The sequence below is a fragment of the Mycolicibacterium iranicum genome (assembly GCF_014190915.1).
Taxonomy (GTDB): Bacteria; Actinomycetota; Actinomycetes; order Mycobacteriales; family Mycobacteriaceae; genus Mycobacterium; species Mycobacterium iranicum_B.
In genome coordinates, this window is the sequence record NZ_JACHVU010000008.1 from 222,382 (window position 1) to 241,937 (window position 19,556).

General features: G+C 68.8%; 17 protein-coding genes. 9 read left to right on the forward strand and 8 right to left on the reverse strand.

All coding sequences use genetic code 11. From position 1 onward, the window contains the following. Positions 1-3 precede the first annotated feature (3 nt). Positions 4-1,386: a carotenoid oxygenase family protein gene (locus FHR72_RS18330; RefSeq protein WP_183470672.1), complete on the reverse strand. Its 1,383-nt coding sequence runs from the start codon at positions 1,384-1,386 to the stop codon at positions 4-6. Between the two features lie 282 nt (positions 1,387-1,668). Between FHR72_RS18330 and FHR72_RS18335 the strand changes: the two genes are divergently transcribed. The 8 genes from FHR72_RS18335 (at position 1,669) to FHR72_RS18370 (ending at position 10,354) form a co-directional block, all read left to right on the forward strand. Further along, entirely contained in the window at positions 1,669-3,225 is a 1,557-nt protein-coding gene (locus tag FHR72_RS18335) for an NCS1 family nucleobase:cation symporter-1 (protein ID WP_183470673.1), read from the forward strand. 70 nt (positions 3,226-3,295) lie between these two features. Then, the gene (locus FHR72_RS18340) at positions 3,296-3,856 is read left to right on the forward strand and encodes a PadR family transcriptional regulator (protein ID WP_183470675.1); all 561 of its coding nucleotides are present in this window, start codon (positions 3,296-3,298) and stop codon (positions 3,854-3,856) included. Positions 3,857-3,951: 95 nt separating this feature from the next. After that, the gene (locus FHR72_RS18345; RefSeq protein ID WP_183470803.1) at positions 3,952-4,653 is read left to right on the forward strand and encodes a PadR family transcriptional regulator; all 702 of its coding nucleotides are present in this window, start codon (positions 3,952-3,954) and stop codon (positions 4,651-4,653) included. 74 nt (positions 4,654-4,727) lie between these two features. Then, positions 4,728-5,606 carry an oxidoreductase gene (locus tag FHR72_RS18350; RefSeq protein ID WP_183470676.1) on the forward strand — a complete coding sequence of 293 codons (879 nt, stop codon included), beginning with the start codon at positions 4,728-4,730 and terminating at the stop codon, positions 5,604-5,606. A 115-nt stretch (positions 5,607-5,721) separates the two neighbouring features. After that, positions 5,722-7,362 (forward strand): peptide chain release factor 3, encoded by a 1,641-nt coding sequence (locus tag FHR72_RS18355; protein ID WP_183470679.1) that lies wholly within the window; start codon positions 5,722-5,724, stop codon positions 7,360-7,362. 61 nt (positions 7,363-7,423) lie between these two features. Beyond that, complete coding sequence (locus FHR72_RS18360; protein WP_183470805.1) at positions 7,424-8,158, forward strand: class I SAM-dependent methyltransferase; 735 nt, start codon at positions 7,424-7,426, stop codon at positions 8,156-8,158. A gap of 10 nt (positions 8,159-8,168) precedes the next feature. Then, on the forward strand, positions 8,169-9,659 hold the full coding sequence (locus FHR72_RS18365) for a glutamate-cysteine ligase family protein (RefSeq protein WP_183470681.1): 1,491 nt from the start codon (positions 8,169-8,171) through the stop codon (positions 9,657-9,659). 20 nt (positions 9,660-9,679) lie between these two features. Next, on the forward strand, positions 9,680-10,354 hold the full coding sequence (locus FHR72_RS18370; protein WP_183470683.1) for an SAM-dependent methyltransferase: 675 nt from the start codon (positions 9,680-9,682) through the stop codon (positions 10,352-10,354). Here the strand turns inward: FHR72_RS18370 and FHR72_RS18375 are convergent. Beyond that, entirely contained in the window at positions 10,351-11,169 is an 819-nt protein-coding gene (locus FHR72_RS18375; RefSeq protein WP_183470685.1) for a carbon-nitrogen hydrolase family protein, read from the reverse strand. The genes FHR72_RS18370 and FHR72_RS18375 overlap by 4 nt on opposite strands. 83 nt (positions 11,170-11,252) lie before the next feature. Then, complete coding sequence (locus tag FHR72_RS18380; RefSeq protein ID WP_260156090.1) at positions 11,253-12,731, reverse strand: cation:dicarboxylate symporter family transporter; 1,479 nt, start codon at positions 12,729-12,731, stop codon at positions 11,253-11,255. A 269-nt stretch (positions 12,732-13,000) separates the two neighbouring features. Here FHR72_RS18380 and FHR72_RS26785 point away from each other — a divergent pair, with 269 nt between their 5' ends. Next, a complete protein-coding gene (locus tag FHR72_RS26785; protein ID WP_472670853.1) occupies positions 13,001-14,236 on the forward strand; it encodes a sensor domain-containing phosphodiesterase in 1,236 nt (411 codons plus the stop codon). Here the strand turns inward: FHR72_RS26785 and egtE are convergent. From egtE to egtA, 5 genes are read right to left on the reverse strand one after another with little or no spacing between them, the layout of a single operon-like run. Continuing rightward, positions 14,226-15,305 (reverse strand): ergothioneine biosynthesis PLP-dependent enzyme EgtE, encoded by a 1,080-nt coding sequence (egtE, locus tag FHR72_RS18390; protein WP_183470687.1) that lies wholly within the window; start codon positions 15,303-15,305, stop codon positions 14,226-14,228. The genes FHR72_RS26785 and egtE overlap by 11 nt on opposite strands. Further along, positions 15,302-16,267, reverse strand: coding sequence for an L-histidine N(alpha)-methyltransferase (egtD, locus tag FHR72_RS18395; protein WP_183470689.1), 966 nt, complete (start codon positions 16,265-16,267; stop codon positions 15,302-15,304). Before egtD ends, egtE begins: the two co-directional genes overlap by 4 nt. Continuing rightward, a complete protein-coding gene (gene egtC / locus FHR72_RS18400; protein WP_183470691.1) occupies positions 16,267-16,956 on the reverse strand; it encodes an ergothioneine biosynthesis protein EgtC in 690 nt (229 codons plus the stop codon). Before egtC ends, egtD begins: the two co-directional genes overlap by 1 nt. Continuing rightward, positions 16,949-18,247, reverse strand: coding sequence for an ergothioneine biosynthesis protein EgtB (gene egtB / locus FHR72_RS18405; RefSeq protein WP_183470693.1), 1,299 nt, complete (start codon positions 18,245-18,247; stop codon positions 16,949-16,951). Before egtB ends, egtC begins: the two co-directional genes overlap by 8 nt. Further along, complete coding sequence (gene egtA / locus FHR72_RS18410) at positions 18,244-19,518, reverse strand: ergothioneine biosynthesis glutamate--cysteine ligase EgtA (protein WP_183470809.1); 1,275 nt, start codon at positions 19,516-19,518, stop codon at positions 18,244-18,246. Before egtA ends, egtB begins: the two co-directional genes overlap by 4 nt. Positions 19,519-19,556: the final 38 nt, after the last annotated feature.

Consider the following 19,556-nt stretch of genomic DNA (forward strand, 5'->3'; position numbering starts at 1 on the left):
GCATCAGCCCGCGGGATCACCGGCGATCCAGTTCCCGTGAAAGCCGTACGGAACCCGTTGCGGGAGCTTGATTCTGGCCACGGGCGGACCGGAGAAGTCGGACGCGTCGATGATGACGAGGTCACTGCCGTTGCGTTCGGGGTCGTAGACGTAACCGAGGTACCAGCCGCTGCTCTCATCGGCCGGACCGACAGTCGACGGCACGAAGACGGCTTCGCCCGGTCCGCCGTCGGTGCCGAATCGGTGTTCTTCGGCCACGCCGGTGCGAAGGTCGTGGCGGACCAGACTCGAACCGCCGACGGACACCGCGTAGCGGGCGGGCAGCGTCGCGAGCCGGTCGTCGATCCGGGGGAATTCGACGGCACGGTCGTCGAGCTGGCTCTCGCTCACCGAGCCCGCGGCGAGGTCGATCGTCCAGGTCCACATGACCCCGTCGGCATCGAATCCACCGTTATCACGCCATAATTCGGGATAGCGGACGGCCTGCAGCACCAACCTGCGCCCGTCGTCGTAGGCGTTCGCGACGTGGAAGACATAGCACGGATCGATGTCGAACCAACGCACCTCTCCGAACGGGTCGTCGCGCCACAGCACACCGAGTCGCGCACCGTAGCCGTCGTCCCAGCGGAAGGGCATGTCCCCGGCACCGCTGATCGCGATGTCGGCGTCGAACACGATCGGGAGGTCCATGAACACCACGTAATTCGCGGTCAGCGCGAAGTCGTGCATCATCGTCAGCGCCGGGACGTCGAGGGGACGGTTGATCACCAGGTCCCCGTGGGCGTCTGCGCGGTGATAGGTGACGTGCGGCGTGTGAATGTTGCCGTAACCGAAGAAGTGCATCTCGCCGGTCGTCGGGCAGATCTTCGGGTGGGCGGTCATCGCGTCGGCCAGCTTGCCGCCGAAGTCGTAGGCGCCCAACGTTTCCAGGTCTTTGGTGATCTCGTACGGCAACGACGACTCCACCAGCGCGAGCGTCCTGCCCGCGTGGTTGACCACGTGGGTGTTGGCGACGCTGGCCCGCAGATTGCGCGTTCCGTCCTCGTTGTAGAGCGGGAACGGGTCGAGGAAGCTGTCGGTGCGCACCCATCGGTTGCGGTACCACGCGGCCTTGCCGTTCTCGATCCGCACGCCGTGGATCATGCCGTCGCCGGTGAACCAGTGCCCGGTGGCGGTGCGCGGGTTGGGCCCGTTGCGCAGGTACCACCCGTCGAGTTCGGCAGGGATCGCCCCCTCGACGGCCAGGTCGAAGGTGGACAGTTCGTCGGTGACGGGGGCGTAGTTGCCGACCTGGAAGAAGTCACCGGTGCCGGACAATTCCGACGCCTGCTCGTCCGAGGATTCGGGCGCCAGGGATTCCGTGGTGTCGTGGGTGGTGTCGGTCATGGATTGGACCTCCTGTCGGGGCTGCGTCCACATTGACACCCCACTAGTGACATGTCAGTAGTGGAATGTGTTCGGGGCACCACCGTCGGACACGGGGAAGATCGCCGAATGGCGGACCGACGCCACACCGCGGCCCTGTTCACGGCGGTGGTCGGCCGCGAGCTCGCCGAGATGTATCTGGTGCGGGAGACCCTCGAGACGCGCGACCTCCGATCGCCGGGATGCAGAAACATATTCTCGACGCAACGGCAGGGAAACACGGTGTCACTACCTTGCTCACCTATGTCAGACACCCGAGATCTGCCGCCGAGCACCGTCGTCGGCGCGAACGACATCGTTGAGGCTGCGGGCCATCCCGTCGGCGGCGGCGTCATCAAAGCCGACTACGACCCGCGGCTGACCAACGAAGACCTCGCCCCTCTGGGCAAGCAGTCCTGGTCGTCGTACAACATTTTCGCGTTCTGGATGTCCGACGTGCACAGCGTGGGCGGCTATGTCACCGCAGGCAGCCTGTTCGCCCTCGGTCTGGCCAGCTGGCAGGTACTCATCGCGCTGCTCGTCGGCATCGTGATCGTCAACGTGCTGTGCAACCTCGTCGCCAAGCCCAGCCAGTATGCCGGCGTCCCGTATCCGGTCGTCTGCCGCAGTTCGTTCGGCGTCCTCGGCGCCAACATCCCGGCGATCATCCGTGGGCTGATCGCGGTGGCCTGGTACGGAATTCAGACCTACCTCGCCTCCGCCGCCCTGGATGTGGTGCTGCTCAAGCTCTTTCCAGGCCTGGCGCCGTATGCCGACGTCGATCAGTACGGCTTCACCGGCCTGTCGCTGCTGGGGTGGTGCAGTTTCGCCCTGCTGTGGGTGCTGCAGGCGGCGGTGTTCTGGCGGGGCATGGAATCGATCCGCAAGTTCATCGACTTCTGCGGCCCCGCGGTCTACGTCGTGATGTTCATCCTGTGCGGCTACCTGCTGTGGAAGTCCGGGTGGCACGTCAGCCTCACCCTCGGTGGCGAGAAGCAGGGCAACACGCTGGTCGTCATGCTCGGCGCCATTGCCCTTGTGGTGTCGTACTTCTCGGGCCCGATGCTGAACTTCGGTGACTTCGCACGCTACGGCGGCAGCTTCGAGTTGGTCAAGAAGGGCAACTTCCTCGGCCTGCCCGTCAACTTCCTGGTCTTCTCGCTGCTGGTCGTCGTCACCGCCGCGGCCACGGTGCCGGTGTTCGGCGAACTGCTCACCGACCCGGTCGAGACGGTGGCACGCATCGACAGCACCACCGCGATCGTGCTCGGCGCGCTGACATTCTCGATCGCGACGATCGGTATCAACATCGTCGCCAACTTCATCAGCCCGGCCTTCGACTTCTCCAACGTCAGCCCGCAGAGAATCAGCTGGCGGATGGGCGGCATGATCGCCGCCGTCGGCTCGGTGCTGCTGACGCCGTGGAACCTGTACAGCAATCCAGAGGTCATCCATTACACGCTGGAGACGCTGGGCGCCTTCATCGGTCCGCTGTTCGGCGTGCTGATCGCCGACTTCTATGTGATCCGCAAGCAGAAGATCGTCGTCGACGACCTGTTCCGGATGACCGAGAGCGGAAACTATTGGTACCGCAAGGGATACAACCCGGCCGCCGTCGCCGCGACGGTCGTCGGCGCTGGGCTCGCAGTAGCGCCGGTGCTGCTCGGCGGCTACGTCACCGGTATGACGGCCGCCGCGCAGTACAGCTGGTTCATCGGGTGCGGCGTCGCGTTCGGTCTGTACTACCTGTTCGCTACGCGCGGACCGTGGAAGATGACCGCGCTGCGGCTGCCGCAGGGCGCCGAGCTCATGGAGGGATGAGCAGGCTGATCTCGTCAACCGCGGCCCCGACACTCCACTTCTGGAATGTCGGGGCCGTACGATGCGGGCCATGAGCCTGCGGATTGCGGCACTCGGCCTGTTGGCCGAAGGACCCGCCAGTGGATACGACCTGCTCAAGCACTTCGAGAAGTCGATGGCCAACGTCTGGCCGGCCACGCAGAGCCAGCTGTACTCCGAGCTGAACAAGCTCGCCGCCGGCGGCCTGATCGAAGTCAGCTCGGTGGGCCCGCGGGGTCGCAAGGAATACCGCATCACCGACGCCGGCCGGGCCGAGCTCGTCCGGTGGGTCACCAGCCCGCAGGACGATCCGCCGTTTCGCAGCGCGGGTCTGCTCCGCGTCTTCCTGCTCGGGTGGATACCGCGTGAAGAGGCGCGCGCTCATCTGCAGGACATGGCCGAGCAGTCCGACGCCGAGGTCGTGCGACTGACGGCCCTTCGCGACTCCTTGACGTGCGGGCGGCCTGTCGGCGCCTCTGACGAGGGCTTCTTCGGTTTCGCCGCGCTCGACTACGGGCTGCGGCTGAACACCATGCAGGCGCAGTGGGCCCGATCCGTGATCGACGAGTTGGCGGCCACCCCGACCCAGGATGCTGAGACCACGTCGAACTGAACGTTGCATCACGATAGTTTCCGATATATCGTCAACGTATCGGAAGCGCAGTTCGTGCTTCCTCTCGACAGAAGGACACAGACATGGACAACCCCATGAACACACCATTCACCCCGGGCGAGGGTCCCTTCGGCGGGCGCGGTTTCGGCTTCGGCTTCAGCCCCGAGGACCGTCGGCTGTTGCACGACCGTCGCCGCCAGGCCCGCCGCGAATTCCGCGATCACGTCCGGGAGCATCGCGGCGACGCCGGCTTCGGCGGCTTCGGTCCGGGCTTCGGCTTCGGTCCCGGCGGCGGGAAGTTCGGTCCGGGCTTCGGCTTCGGCCCGGGTGGACGCCGGGGTGGACCCCGCGGCGGCGGACGCGGCCGGCGCGGCGATGTGCGCGCGGCGATCCTGAAGCTGCTCACCGACCGGCCGATGCACGGTTACGAGATGATCCAGGAGATCAACGAGCGCAGCCAGCAGCTGTGGAAGCCTAGCCCCGGTTCGGTCTACCCGACGCTGCAACTTCTCGTCGACGAAGGCCTGATCGTCTCCACCGAGTCCGAGGGCAGCAAGAAGCTCTTCGAGCTCACCGACGAGGGTCGCGCCGCCGCGGAGAAGATCGAGACGGCGCCGTGGGACGAGATCGCCGACGGGGCCGATCCGGCTGCCGTCGGGCTCCGCAACGCCGTCGGCCAGCTGATGGGCGCTGTCGCCCAGTCCGCCCACGCCGCGACGGCCGAGCAGCAGCAGCGCATCGTCGACATCGTCAACAACGCCCGTCGTGAGATCTACACCGTCCTCGGGGAGGACTGACGCTCTCCCCTTGCGGGGCGGTTTCTTTCGGACAAACCGGAAGAAACCGCCCCGGTTCCGCGTAAGTAGGAAGCATGGACAGCTACTCCCTCGGCACATACACCGTCGGCCGCGTCGGCTTCGGCGCCATGCAGTTACCGGGCCCCGGCGTGTTCGGCCCGCCCCGCGATCACGACCAGGCCGTCGCAGTGCTCAAGCGCGTCGTCGACCTCGGCATCGACCACATCGACACCGCACAGTTCTACGGCCCCGACGTCGCCAACCAACTGATTCGCGAGGCGCTACACCCTTACCCCGCCGAGCTGGCGCTGGTCAGCAAGGTCGGCGGCAAGCGTGACGATCAGGGCAACTGGCTGCCGGCCCAGCAGCCCGACGAGCTGCGCCGCGACATCGAGAAGAACCTGGAGACTCTCTGCACCGACCGGCTGGCCGCGGTGAACCTCCGGGTGTTCGCGGGCGAGGACCCCAGCGCTCCCGCCGAGGTCGACCGCGAGCTGTTCGACCGCCAGCTGACGGCGATGATCCAGGCGCGCGAGGAGGGCCTGATCGCGGGCATCGGCCTGAGCAGTGTGGGGGTCGATCACCTGCGCATCGCGCTGGACCGCACCGAGATCGTGTGTGTGCAGAACGCCTACAACCTCGTCGACCGGACCTCGCAGCCGGTGCTGGACCTGTGCACCGAGCGGAGCATCGCGTTCGTGCCGTTCTTCCCGCTGGGGTCGGGCTTCATGCCGGACAACCCCGTGCTCAACCATCCGGCGGTGCTCCGCGAAGCTGAGAAGCTGGGCCGCACGCCCGCTCAGATCGCACTGGCGTGGACGCTGTCGGTCGCGCCCAACGTGTTGCTGATCCCCGGGACGTCGTCGGTGGCGCACCTGGAGGAGAACACCGCGGTGCGCGACATCGCATTGGACGCCGAGACGAAGGCCGAGCTCGACGCCGCCGCGTCCTGACCGCGGGATTTCGGTGTAGTTGGTCACGCTGGCGTTGACCAACTACACCGAAATCACCCGCGGCAGCGGCGACGATTATCGGTTTGGCGACACCCGCCAATAAAATCGGGGCATCATGACCAACTCCACCGCCGCTGGTCCGTCGACCTCGGCCGGGTCCCGACCCGATCCTGTCTCCGCCGAGGCGCGCCGCCGCCGCACGTTCGCCGTGATCAGCCACCCCGACGCCGGCAAGTCGACCTTGACCGAGGCGCTGGTGCTGCACGCCAAGGCGATCACCGAGGCCGGCGCGATCCACGGCAAGTCGGGCAGGCGCTCGACCGTGTCGGACTGGATGGAGATGGAGAAGGCCCGCGGCATTTCGATCACGTCGACGGCGCTGCAGTTCCCCTACATCACCCAGGCGGGCAACACCTGCGTCATCAACCTGCTCGACACCCCCGGCCACGCGGATTTCTCCGAGGACACCTATCGGGTGCTGACCGCGGTCGACTCGGCCGTGATGCTGATCGACGCGGCCAAAGGTCTGGAACCGCAGACGCTCAAGCTGTTCCAGGTGTGCCGCCACCGGCGCATCCCGATCATCACCGTGGTCAACAAGTGGGACCGGCCCGGCCGCCACGCACTGGAGCTGATGGACGAGATCCAGGCCGAGATCGGGCTGCGGCCGACGCCGCTGACCTGGCCGGTCGGGATCGCCGGTGATTTCAAGGGTGTCCTTGACCGTCGCACCGGGATGTTCATCCGGTTCACCCGCACCGCGGGCGGAGCCACCGCGGCCCCCGAGGAGCACATCCCTGCCGACAAGGCCCACGACGCCGCCGGGATCGACTGGGACACCGCGGTCGAGGAATCCGAGCTGCTCAGCGCGGACGGCGCCGACTTCGACCCCGACACGTTCCTCGACTGCACGTCGACGCCCGTGCTGTTCACCTCGGCCGCGCTGAACTTCGGGGTGAACCAGCTGCTCGACGTGCTGGCCCAGCTCGCGCCGTCGCCCAAGGGGCAGCTCGACGTCGACGGCAACCTGCGCGAGGCGGCCGCGCCGTTCAGTGCGTTCGTGTTCAAGGTGCAGGCGGGCATGGACTCCGCGCATCGCGATCGCATCGCCTACGCCCGGGTGTGCTCGGGCACCTTCGAGCGCGGGGACGTGCTCACCCACGCCTCGACGGGCAAGCCGTTCGTCACGAAGTACGCACAGTCGGTCTTCGGTCAGCAGCGCTCCACTCTGGACACCGCATGGCCCGGCGACGTGATCGGGTTGGCGAACGCGGCGGCGCTGCGCCCCGGCGACACGCTGTATCAGGACGTGGCCGTGCAGTTCCCGCCGATCCCGAGCTTCTCGCCCGAGCACTTCTCCGTCGCCCGCGGCACCGATCCGAGCAAGCACAAGCAGTTCCGCAAGGGCATCGAGCAGCTCGACCAGGAGGGCGTGGTGCAGGTGCTGCGCTCGGACCGCCGGGGCGATCAGGCGCCCGTCCTGGCCGCCGTCGGGCCGATGCAGTTCGAGGTCGCCAGCCATCGGATGGGTGCGGAGTTCAGCGCGCCGATCGCGTTGGAACCGCTGCCGTACACGGTGGCGCGCATCTGCGACCCCGCCGACGCCGAGGCCCTGCAGAAGATGGCCGCGGTCGAGGTCTTCACCCGCACCGACGGCGTCATGCTGGCGGTGTTCTCCACGAAGTGGCGCCTCGAGACGGTGCTGCGGGAGAACCCGACCATGGAGTTGCGCGAGCTGGTCGCTGCGGGCCGGTAGCCGGCTCGGCCATGATGGTGGCGTGAGCACACGAACCGCGCCGGCCGTCGACATCGACCGGATGCCGCGTGGCGGGCCGAAAGCCTCCTGCCTGGACCGCCTGCTGGAGACCGACCGGCAGGAGTACCTCGACCGGGACTCCTCTGCGGATGCGGCGCTGGAGGCGCGTAAGCGCAGCGTGATCCGCGCGCTGGAGTGGACCGGAGACGTCTTCGGCAATCACGAGAAGTTCGCCCAGATCGTGCTCGACGAGGTCGCCGACGTCGCCGATCCGCGCATTCTCGAGCTGGGCGCCGGGCACGGCGGGTTGTCCCGCAAGCTGCTGGAATGGCACCCCACGGCCCGGGTGACCATCACCGACGTGGAACCGGCGTCGGTCGCCGCGATCGCCGCGAGCGACCTGGGAAGCCACCCGCGGGCCACGGTCCGGGAGATGGACGCCACCGCACTGGACGCCGCGGACAACGAGTTCGACCTCGCGGTGTTCGCACTGTCGTTCCATCACCTCGCGCCCCACGCGGCGGCGCGCGTGATCGCCGAGGGCACCCGCGCGGCGGGCACGCTGCTCATCATCGACCTGCCGCGGCCGCCGGCGCCGCTGCACCTGCTGCGGCTGGCCGGCATGCTTCCGCTGGCCGCGGTGCTGCCCTTCGTGCACGACGGCGTCATCAGCTCGATGCGCGCCTACAGTCCCTCCGCCCTGCGCGCGCTGGCGCGGCACGCCTCACCCGAGATCGACATCGAGCTGCGCGGCGGGTTGTTCGGTCCGCAGGTCGCGGTGGCCTCGCACCGATAGGCTCGGGGCCGTGGGCCAGGAGATCAGTGCGCCGCTGCCGCAGAACGAGTTCAGCCGTGCGCACCGCCGCGAGTACCGGCGCAAGGTGCAACTGTGCCTCGACGTGTTCGAGACGATGCTGGCCCAGTCCAGTTTCGACTTCGAAAAACCGTTGACGGGCATGGAGATCGAGTGCAATCTCGTCGACTCCGCCTACCAGCCGGCGATGAACAACTCCGAGGTGCTGGAGGCCATCGCGGATCCGGCCTATCAAACCGAATTGGGCGCCTACAACATCGAATTCAACGTGCCGCCCCGCCGGCTGCCGGGCCGCGCCGCACTCGAACTCGAAGACGAGGTCCGCGCGAGCCTCAATGCCGCCGAGGCGAAGGCCAACACCGACGGCTCCCACATCGTGATGGTCGGAATCCTGCCGACGCTGATGCCCGAGCATCTCTCCGGCAGCTGGATGAGTGAGTCGACGCGCTATCAGGCGCTCAACGACTCGATCTTCACCGCCCGCGGCGAGGACATCATGATCGACATCTCCGGGCCCGAACGCCTGAGCCTGCAGACCGCCTCGATTGCCCCCGAATCAGCCTGCACGAGTATGCAATTGCACCTGCAGGTGTCCCCCGCCGATTTCGCCAACAACTGGAACGCCGCCCAGGTGCTGGCCGGGCCGCAGCTGGCGGTCGGTGCGAATTCCCCGTACTTCTTCGGTCACCAGCTGTGGGCCGAGACGCGGATCGAGCTGTTCGCCCAGGCCACCGACACCCGCCCGGACGAACTCAAGACGCAGGGTGTGCGCCCCCGGGTCTGGTTCGGCGAACGGTGGATCACGTCGATCTTCGACCTGTTCGAAGAGAACGTGCGCTACTTCCCGTCGCTGCTGCCCGAACTGTCCGACGAGGATCCTGTGGCCGAGTTGGCTGCCGGCCGCACCCCGGAGCTCTCGGAGCTCCGCCTGCACAACGGCACCATCTACCGGTGGAACCGGCCCGTGTACGACATCGTCAACGGCCGCCCCCACCTGCGGGTGGAGAACCGGGTCCTGCCCGCGGGGCCGACGGTGCTCGACATGATGGCCAACTCCGCCTTCTACTACGGCGTCCTTCGCGCGCTCTCCGAAGAGGACCGGCCGATCTGGACCAAGATGAGTTTCGCTGCGGCAGAAGCGAACTTCAACGCCGCAGCCCATCGGGGCATGGACGCGCGGCTGTACTGGCCCGGCCTGGGGGAGGTCACTCCCGACGAGCTGATCCTGCGGCAGCTGCTGCCCCTGGCCGAGGAGGGGCTGCGCCGCTGGGAGGTGGCCGCCGACGTCCGCGACCGCTACCTCGGGGTCATCGAGGGCCGTGCGAAGACGGGCCGCAACGGTGCGACGTGGCAGTCCGCGGCGGTCGGTGCGCTGCAGGCTCGCGGGTTGAGCCGGCCCGAGGCGCTGGCGGAGATGCTGCGCCTGTACTGCGAGCGCATGCACACCAACGATCCGGTGCACACCTGGGATCTCCCCGCCTGACCGCGGGTACGTTGGCGGTCATGGCCGACGTGATGGACTGGGACAGCGCGTATCGCGGGGAGGGCGAGTTCGACGGGGAACCCCCCTGGAACATCGGGGAGCCCCAGCCGGAGCTCGCGGCGCTGTGGCGCGAGGGCAGATTCCGCAGCGAGGTTCTCGACGCGGGATGTGGGCATGCCGAGCTGTCCCTGGCGTTGGCCGCCGACGGCTACACCGTGACCGGGATCGACATCAGCCCCACCGCGGTCGCCGCCGCCACATCCGCGGCCGCCGAGCGCGGGCTCTCCGATCGGGCCGCATTCGTCGCCGCCGACATCACCGCGTTCACCGGCTTCGACGGCCGCTTCTCCACGGTCGTGGACAGCACGCTGTTCCATTCGATGCCCGTCGAGTCCCGCGATCCCTACCTGCAGTCGGTGTACCGGGCGGCCGCGCCCGGAGCCGGGTATTTCGTGTTGGTCTTCGCCAAGGGCGCCTTTCCGCCCGACATGGAGCAGGGCCCCAATGAGGTCTCGGAACTCGAACTGCGCGAGGCGGTTTCGCGCTACTGGGTCATCGACGACATTCGCCCCGCCCTGATCCATTCCCGGGTGCCGAAGATCCCGGGCATGCCACCCCCGCCGCTGGAGATGCTCGACGAAGGGGGTCGCATGCGGATGCAGGCCTTCCTGCTGTCGGCCCACAAACCGTCCTAGCCGGCAGGTCGATCGCGTTCCACCACAGCGAATCTGCGCAGGCTCAGCGCAGGGTTCTTCTGCCGGACACGCGCGGTGCGCTCGGTATCGACGACGGCGTGCGCGGTGCCGGCCTCCTCTCCCAGGGAGGCCAGCACGACCCCCATCGGATCGATGATCGCGCTGTTGCCCGCACCCGCGCGACCACACTGGTCGGCGGCGAGCACGTACACCGTGTTCTCGATGGCCCGGGCGCGCAGCAGCGTCGTCCAGTGGTCCTCCTTGAGAGGACCCGGAACCCATTCGGCGGGAACGACGACCGCGTCGGCGCCCGCGTCGACGAGGCGCCGGGTGACTTCCGGGAAGCGCAGGTCGTAGCAGGTCTGCAGGCCGAAGGTCAGGCCCCCGACGGTGAAGGTCTCGGGTGCTTCGATGACGCCCGGCTGGACCAGGCTGGACTCGGTGTAGCCGAAGGCGTCGTAGAGGTGCAGCTTCCGGTAGGTGGCCGCGACCGTGCCGTCGCCGTCGATCGCGAGCAGCGTGTTGTGGATTCTGCCCTCGGTGCCGGTGGTCTCGTTGATACCGAAGACGAGCGTCACCGCTTCCCGCCGGGCCAGGTCCTGCACGGCGGACACGAAGGGCCCGTCGAGGGGTTCGGCGGAGCCGACGAACCGCTCGTCCATCGCCGGCACACAGAACATCGAGTACTCGGGGAACACGACGAGTTCAGCTCCGCGGGAGCGGGCGTCGATGGTGTATCCGGTGATCGCGTCGAGATTCTCGGCCTTGTCCTCACCGGGAGCGAACTGCACGACGGCGACGGGTGTCTCGGTCACGGCCTTCCTTTCCGGCGGCGTCGACGATCAGGGCGACTCGATCATCGCCGTCCGCCGCCGCGAAATCCAACCGGGCGGCCCGCCTAGGTGTTCGAGGTCGTGGTGTTCGGGGTCGTGGTGTTCGGGGTCGTGGTGTTCGGGGTCGTGGCGGCCCGAACCGGTTCACGCTGGTCCGGCTCAGTGCCGGTTTCGGTGCCGGTGCTGCTGCCGGTGCCGGTGCCGGTGCCGTGGTCGTCGTCGAGCATCGTGGCTTCGTCGAAGGGCCGGTCGCCGTCGAGGACCTCGTTGAGCCTCTCCTTGTCGACCGAATCGGTCCACGACCCGATCAGGACCGTGGCCACGGCGTTACCGGAGAAGTTCGTCAGCGCCCGCGCCTCGGACATGAAGCGGTCGATGCCGACGATGATGCCGACGCCGTCGAGGAGTTCCGGGCGGTGGCTCTGCAGGCCGGCGGCCAGTGTCGCCAGACCCGCGCCGCTGACGCCCGCGGCGCCCTTGGACGCGATGATCATGAACGCGAGCAGACCGAGCTGTTCGGGGATCGACAGCGGATCACCCAGCGCATCGGCGATGAACAACGACGCCATGGTCAGGTAGATCGCCGTGCCGTCGAGATTGAACGAATAACCCGTGGGCACCACGATGCCGACGGTCGCGGGCTTCACCCCGGCGTGCTCCATCTTCGCGATGAGGCGCGGCAGCGCGGACTCCGACGACGAGGTCGCGACGATCAGGAGGTACTCGCGGGCCAGGTACTTCGCGAGCTTGAAGATCGATACCCGGGCCACGGTCCACAGCAGCGCCCCGAGAACGCCGAAGATGAAGATCAGGCAGGTCAGGTAGAACGCCAGCATGAGCACCCCGAGCTGGATCACGGCCTCGAAGCCGGTGTCTCCCACCACTTCCGCGATCGCTCCGAAAGCGCCGATCGGGGCGAGCCACAGGACGCCGATCAGGATGCGGAACACCAGCTTCTGCAGCGCCTCGATGCCGCGCAGCAGCCCTTCGCCGGCCTGCCCCATGCCCTGGATGCCGAAGCCGACGAGCAGCGCGACGAACAGCGCCTGCAGCACGTTGCCCTCGGTCACCGCGGAGAAGAGCGTCGACGGAATGATGTCGGCGATGAAGTCCATTGTGCCGCCGGAGGATTCGGCCTGGCCCGCCAGCTCGGCACCTTTGCCCGGATCGTTGGGGACGTTCAGACCGGTTCCGGGACTGATGAGATTGCCGACCACCAGCCCGATCGCCAGCGCGATCGTCGACATCACCAAGAAGTAGACGATGGCCAGTCCGCCGACCTTGCCGACCGATGCCGCGGCCCGCACCTTGCCGATGCCCAGCACCACGGTGCAGAAGATGACCGGGACGATCATCATCTTGATCAGTTTCACGAACAGTTCGCCGAGCACACCGAGCGACGCGGCGGTCTCCGGCGCGAGGAGCCCGACCACGATGCCCGCGACGACGGCGACGATCACCATGATGTAGAGCCAGTGGGTCTTGTCGCGCTTGGCCTTTTTCGGCTTCTTGTCGTTGTCGGCGTCGGGTGCAGCGGCGGTCATGGCGTATCCCCTCCACGTGTGGTGGATGCAGGGATAACCAGAAGTGCCGGACATCACACCCCGGGGCCGAGATTCGGGCGCGGCGGTCGCCGGTGCGGCAAGGCGCGCGTCGACGAAGACGGTCACCCGGGTGACGCAGCGGCGCATTCCGAGGTAGCGGCGTCACGAGGCGGCGGATGGGTACACAATGGACGAGCCGGCCATTGACCCGATGAGACGAGACCGCCATCCCCTTCACAAGTCCGACCCTCACCCAGCTCGACAGTGCGGTGGCCGGTCACGGGTTGGTGCCGGCCTTCCAGCCCGTCGTCTCGCTGCCCGACGAAGCCCTCGTCGGCTATGAGGCCCTGGCCCGGTGGCCGTCGCTGGACCATCCGTCGCCGGCCGTCGTTTTCGCCCACGCCGCAGCCACCGGCAGCTCGGATCTGCTCGACCACGCCTGCATCAACCTGTCGGCCCAGGCCGCACTCGACGGCCGGTCGGCCCACGGGATGCTGCTGCTCGTCAACTGCGAGCCGACCACCGTCGGCATCGAGATCCCTTCCGGTACCGCGCTGTCGGAGGCCGCCCGCACCTTCAAGCTCACGTTCGAATTGACCGAGCGCGGCCTGCTGCGTGACCCCCCTGCACTGCTCAGGAAGGTCGCGGCACTGCGCGCACTGGGCGTGATGATCGCGCTGGACGACATCGGGGCGCACCCCGACTCACTGGCCCTGTTGGACATCATCGCGCCGGACGTGATGAAGATCGATCTGGGACTTGTTCAGCGGCAACCCGATCAACTGCAGGCCCGCACGATCGCGGCGGTGATCGCGCACCACGAGCGCACCGGGTCCACCATCCTCGCCGAGGGCATCGAGACCGACGAGCATCTGGAGCAGGCCCTCGCCTACGGCGCCACCCTGGGCCAGGGCTACCGGTTCGGATACCCCGGGGCGCTCGACACGGCCCCCGACGGCGCACTGCTGCCGGATCTGGCTCTGCCGGCGAACGGTGACAAGGCCGAGATGACCCCGTTCGAGTTGGCCACCGCCGACTGCGACGCCCGCACCGTCCGCAAGAGGACCCTGATCGAGCTCTCCCGCCACATCGAACGCCTCGCCGTGTCCGCCGAAAGTCCGCCCATCGTGTTGTTCACGCTGCAGAGCAGTGCGAACTTCCGTGGGACCACCCGGGACAACTACACCCGGCTCGCGGAGAAGTCACCGCTCGTGGTGGCTTTCGCGGTGAACGCGCGGGAGGACCTGGAACCGCGTCTGCGGTGGGTCGACGTCGACGTGGCCGACCGGATGGCGCTGGAGTGGACCATCGTGGTGATCGGGCCCGACACCGCCGCAGCGCTGATCGCCCGCGAGCTGGAACCGCCCGGCGCCGAGGCCTACGAGAACGATCGCCGCTTCGAGGCGGTGATCACCTTCGATCGGGAGAGGGTGACGCAGGCAGCGCGCAGCCTCCTCAACCGCTGTCCGGCGGCGGGCGCGATCAGCTCCGCGTTCAGCGGCTGACCGCGGTTAGGGCCTGCGCGATCGCCGCCAGGTCGTCCTCGGTGACGTCGACGTGCGGGGAGATCCGCAGCGCGGGATGGGCCATCGCCCGGGGCGCACGTTCCATGCCGAGGTACGTCGTGACGATCGCATGCTCGGCGATCAGCCGGGCCCGCACCTCTTGCGCGTCCACCCCGTCGGGGGGCTGCAGCGTCGTGATCGCGCTGGGCTCGTCGACGTGCTCGAGGACGCGCCAGCCCGCGACCCCGGACAGGGTGCTGCGTGTGGTCGCACCGACGTCGCGCAGCCGGGCCTGGACTGCGGCGGGGCCTGCCGCGATGTGCTCCCCGATGGCGACGGAGAAGCCCACGTGGGCACCGACATTCGCCTCAGCATGGCCGATCCGCTCCCGCATGGAGTCCGACAGGAAGCCGGGACGGGTCGCGAGCACTCCCACGCCGCGTGGTCCGGCGGTCCACTTGCGCGACGACGAGTAGATCGCATCGGCGCCGATGCCCGAGACGTCCACATGTGCGAAACCCTGTGCGGCGTCGACGATCAGCGGAATGCCGTGGCCATGGCACGCGGTGGCCATGTCGTGCACCGGCTGCACGACGCCGCTGTGGCTGCCCAGCACCGTGAAGTGCACCAGCGCCGGCGGGTCGTGCGCCAGGGCGGCGCCGAGCGCGTTGACGTCCAGCCTGCCGTACTCGTCGACGGGCAGCATCCGGATGTCGAAACCGTGTCGCGCCATGATGGCGAGGTTGGGGCCGAATTCGCCGGGCAGGCACGCGACCGTCCGCTCGCCGGTCCAGTCGTCGAGCAGGATGTCGAGGGCGTGGTTCGAGCCGGTCGTGAACGACACACCGGCATCGGGCATTCCGGTCAACGCGCGCACGGCGGCGCGACCCGCGTCGAGCGCAGGCGCGGCCGCCTGTGCCGCGATGTAGCCGCCCACCTCGGCCTCGTGGCGGGCGTGCGCGGCCGAGGCCTCGATCGTGGCGAAACTCTGCCGCGAACAGGCCGCACTGTCGACGTGCACTCCGGCGGCCGGCGGCCGCGCGACGCGCCACTGTTCCGCGAGGCTCATTTGACCGCCAGCGACAGACCGAAGTCTCCGGCGTCGTCGGTCCACCAGTGGGTGTGGCGCAGACCGGCGGCGGCCAACTCCTCGTCCACGCGCGACCGACGGAATTTGCAGGACACCTCGGTCAGCATCCGCTCATCCTCGGCGAAGTCCACCACGACATCCAGTGCCGGGATGCGCACCTGCTGCGCGCGCACCGATCGCAGCCACATCTCGATGCGTTCCTCGTCGGCGTTCCACACCGCGACATGCTCGAACGCGTCGACGTCGAAGTCGGCGCCGAGTTCGCGATTGACGACCGTGAGCACGTTGCGGTTGAAACGTGCTGTGACTCCGGCGCTGTCGTCGTAGGCGCGGACCAGGCGGTCGGGATCTTTGACCAGGTCGGTGCCGAGCAGCAGGGCGTCGCCGGGCTGCATCGTCTCGGCCACCGAGGCCAGGAACTCGGCGCGGGGCCCGGTGGTCAGGTTGCCGATCGTGGAGCCCAGGAACGCCACCAATCGTCGTCCGCTGCGGGGGATCTTGCCGAGGTGCTCCTCGAAATCGCCACATACGGCCTCGATCTCGATTCCCGGGTACTCGGCCTGGATCGCCGTCCCGGCAGCCTGCAGCACGGTGGAGTCCACGTCGAAGGGAATGAAGCGGCGCAGGGAACCCGCGTCGCGCAGTGCGTCGAGCAGCATCCGGGTCTTCTCGGAGGTGCCGCTGCCGAGCTCGACGAGGGTGTCCGCGCCGGACGCCGCGACGATCTCCGCGGCCCGCGCCCGCAGGATCTGCGCCTCGGCGCGGGTCGGGTAGTACTCGGGCAGACGGGTGATCTGGTCGAACAGGTCGCTGCCCACCGAGTCGTAGAACCACTTCGGCGGCAACGTCTTCGGGTCCTGACTCAGGCCATGGGTGACGTCGCGGCGCAACGCCTCGTCGGCGGCGTCGGCGGCGAGGTAGTTCTCCAGGGAAAACGCCATCACGATCCTTTCAGCGGGGTCAGGTGCACACGGTCGTCCACGACCTCGACGAGGTGGCGGTCGGGAACCTCGTCCCAGGCGGGGTCGTCGTCGTAGGGTTCGCTGGCCACCACCACGCCGTCGTGCCGGCGCAACACCGAGAGGGTGTCGCCCCATGTGGTCGCCAGCAGCCGGGAACCGTTGCCGGCGAGGATGTTCAGCCGCGCGTTCGGGTCGTCGGCGGCGACCGCGGCGATGGTGTCGCCGAGGGCGTCGAGGCCGCGGTCGAAGATCAGCGCGGCCAGCAGCGCGCTGTCGTTCGTCGACTCGGCGTGACGGGCAGCGGGCAGCACCGCCCGGTCGACCAGGCCGTTGTGGGACAGCAGCCAGGTTCCGTCGCTGAACGGCGCCGAGGCCGAGGGCTCGATGGGCATGCCCACGCTGGCCGAGCGGACCGCGGCGACCACGCACGTGCTCCGCAGGGCCGGCGCGACGGAGGCGAACGACGCATCCCCCCACAGCGGCGAGGCGCTGCGCCAGCGCCGCGCGTCGGCGCCGTCGAAGAAGCCGACCCCCCATCCGTCGGCGTTCATCAGGCCGTGCTTCTGCCGCCGCGGCGCATACGACTGGACCATCAGGCCCGACGGCGGGTCGAGCACCAGCGAGGCCACCGAGACCGGTTCGCCCAGCCAGGCCAGGTGCCTACACATCCCAGGCCAGCCTCACCCCGGAGAAGATCTGCCTGCGGATCGGATGGTCCCAGTTGCGGAAGCTCGGCCGCAGGATGCTCGCGGTGACAGCCCACGACCCGCCCCGCAGCACCCGATATTCGCCGCTGGCCGTGCCCTCGAAGAACGGCTCCGAGTACTGCTTGTAGACCATCGGCGAGAACCCCGGCCACGGCCGCAGCGGGGAGCTCGTCCACTCCCACACGTCGCCGAGCATCTGCTCGACGCCGTACGCCGACGCCCCCGACGGGTAGGCCCCCACGGGTGCGGGCCGCAGCGATTCCCCGCCGAGGTTGACCACCGCGGCGGTGGGTTCTGTGGCGCCCCAGGGATACCGGCGGCGGGTCCGCGTGTGCGGATCCCACGCGCAGGCCTTCTCCCACTCGACTTCGGTGGGCAGCCGGGCGCCCGCCCACGCGGCGTACGCCTCGGCTTCGTAGTAGGTGACGTGCTGGACGGGCTCGTCGCCGGGGATGTCCTCGACGTGGCCGAAGCGGGTGCGGGTACCCGCGCGGCCTGCGGTGTCCCAGAACAGTGGCGCCGTCAGTCCCGCCTGCTGCCGGTAGGACCATCCGGCTTCCGACCACCAGCGCGGCCGGTCGTATCCGCCGTCGTCGATGAACTGCTGCCATTCGGCGTTGGTGACCGGCACCCGGCCGATCCGGAAGGCCGCGGTGTCGACCGTGTGGGCGGGGCGTTCGTTGTCCAGGGCGAACGGTTCATCGGCGGCGTCGACACCGAGCGTGAACTCACCGGCCGGGATCAGCACCGACGTCCCGGCAACCCCCGCACGGCCCGCAGGCAACGGCGTTCCGCGATCGAGCAGCGGCGTTCCCCGGCGCAGGTTCAGCGCCTGCAGCATCGTCTCGTCGTGCTGGCACTCATGGCTGACCACCAGCGCGTAGGTGAAGGCGTCCGGGTGATCGTCGGGCAGCGCTTCCAGCGCGTCCAGAGCGCGACCGCGGACCGTCGCGCAGTAGTTCCGGGCGTCGGTGGGGGGCAGCAGCGGCAGGTCCACCCGGGCGGCGCGGGAATGCACGAACGCGTCGTAGAGCTGATCGACCTGCGGGGTCAGCAGCCCGGGACGGTCGGGGTTCCCGCCGCGCAGCAGCCACAGCTCCTCCTGCTGCCCGATGTGCGCGAGATCCCAGACCAGGGGGCTCATCAGCGGGTCGTACTGGCGCCGCAGCTCCGCGTCGTCGAAGTCGACCAGCCGCAGCGTGCGGTCCCTGGCCCTGGTCAGTTCACCGGCGAGCGTTTCCCTCGTCGTCACAACTCTCCTCGCGCCAGGTGGGTGACCGCCTCGGCGATCCCGTACGACACCGCCCGGTCGGCGAAGTCGTCGGCGGGACAGCGTCCCTGTTCGACCGAACGCACGAGCCGCGACATCGATTCCTCGAGGGCGTCGGGCACCTGCTCGGCGGCCAGCCGGACACACCGTACGGCGGCGGCGTGCAGCTCGCGATCGGCAAGCCCGAGTTCAGCAGCGCGGTCCCAGGCGGTGGCCACCCCCTCGGTGGCCTCGGCGGCACCGTCCGCGGCAGCTGGGTGATCGAGGAGGGTGGCGAGGGTGAACACCACGGCCGGCCAGGTCGCGTCGGGAACGCTGTCCAGGTAGCGCACCTCCAGAAAACCTCGGGGCCGGACCGGAGGGAACAGCGTCGTCAGGTGATATTCCAGGTCGGCCACGGTCGGACGCCGGTCGCCGAGCAGTACCCGGCCGTCGGCCCAATCGGCGAACGGCACCCACTGGGTCACCGCGGCCGCAGCCGGTCCGTTCACGAGCATGACGGGTGCGCGCAAGGCATAGCGGGCCCAGTCGTCGGCGGGGTCGTCGCCGTCGGCGCCGAGAATCGGACCGCAGCGGGCCGAGTCGAGCTGACTCCAGACCAGCTGGCGCGTGGAACGCCAGCCGGTGAAACCGCCGCCGAGGACGGGCGAGTTCGCGGCGATGGCGATCATGGTCGGTCCCAGTGCGTGGGCCAGCCGGACCCGGTCACCCCAGCCCGAGCGGGGGCCGGCCTCAAGGTTGACCTGGACCGATGCCGTGGAGGTCATCATGGCGGCGCCGGCGGCAGCGGTGCCGCTCTCGCGGAAGAACTCCTCCATGGCCGAATATCGGGCACCGGGGTTCACCCGCGCGGCAGGACGCACCGGGTCGGCGCCCAGCAGCACCAGGCCGAGGCCCGCCTGCGCGAAGGCCGCGCGCAGCACACTGCGATCGGACGCCATCGCCGCCACGGCGCTGACCGTGTCGGGCATCGGCGGGCCCGACAGCTCGACCGCGCCGCCCGGTTCGACGGTGACCAGGCTGCCGCCGGGCATGGCGGGCAACCGGGCGATGACCGAGGTCAACTCCTGCCAGCCGGGCCGGCGCGACGGGTCGGCGAGGTCGAAGCAGTGCGCCTCGATCTCCAGACCGATGCGCCCGACGGGGCCGTCCTTGAGGCAGAACTCGACGATATGGTGCGCGGCGGAATCCGCGCTGCTCAGCGGTTCGACCGACTGGTCTGCGAGACCGCCGGGCGCCGTCGTGCGGGCCATCAGCCACCCCCTCCGGGTGTGCAACGATGCTTCGTCTT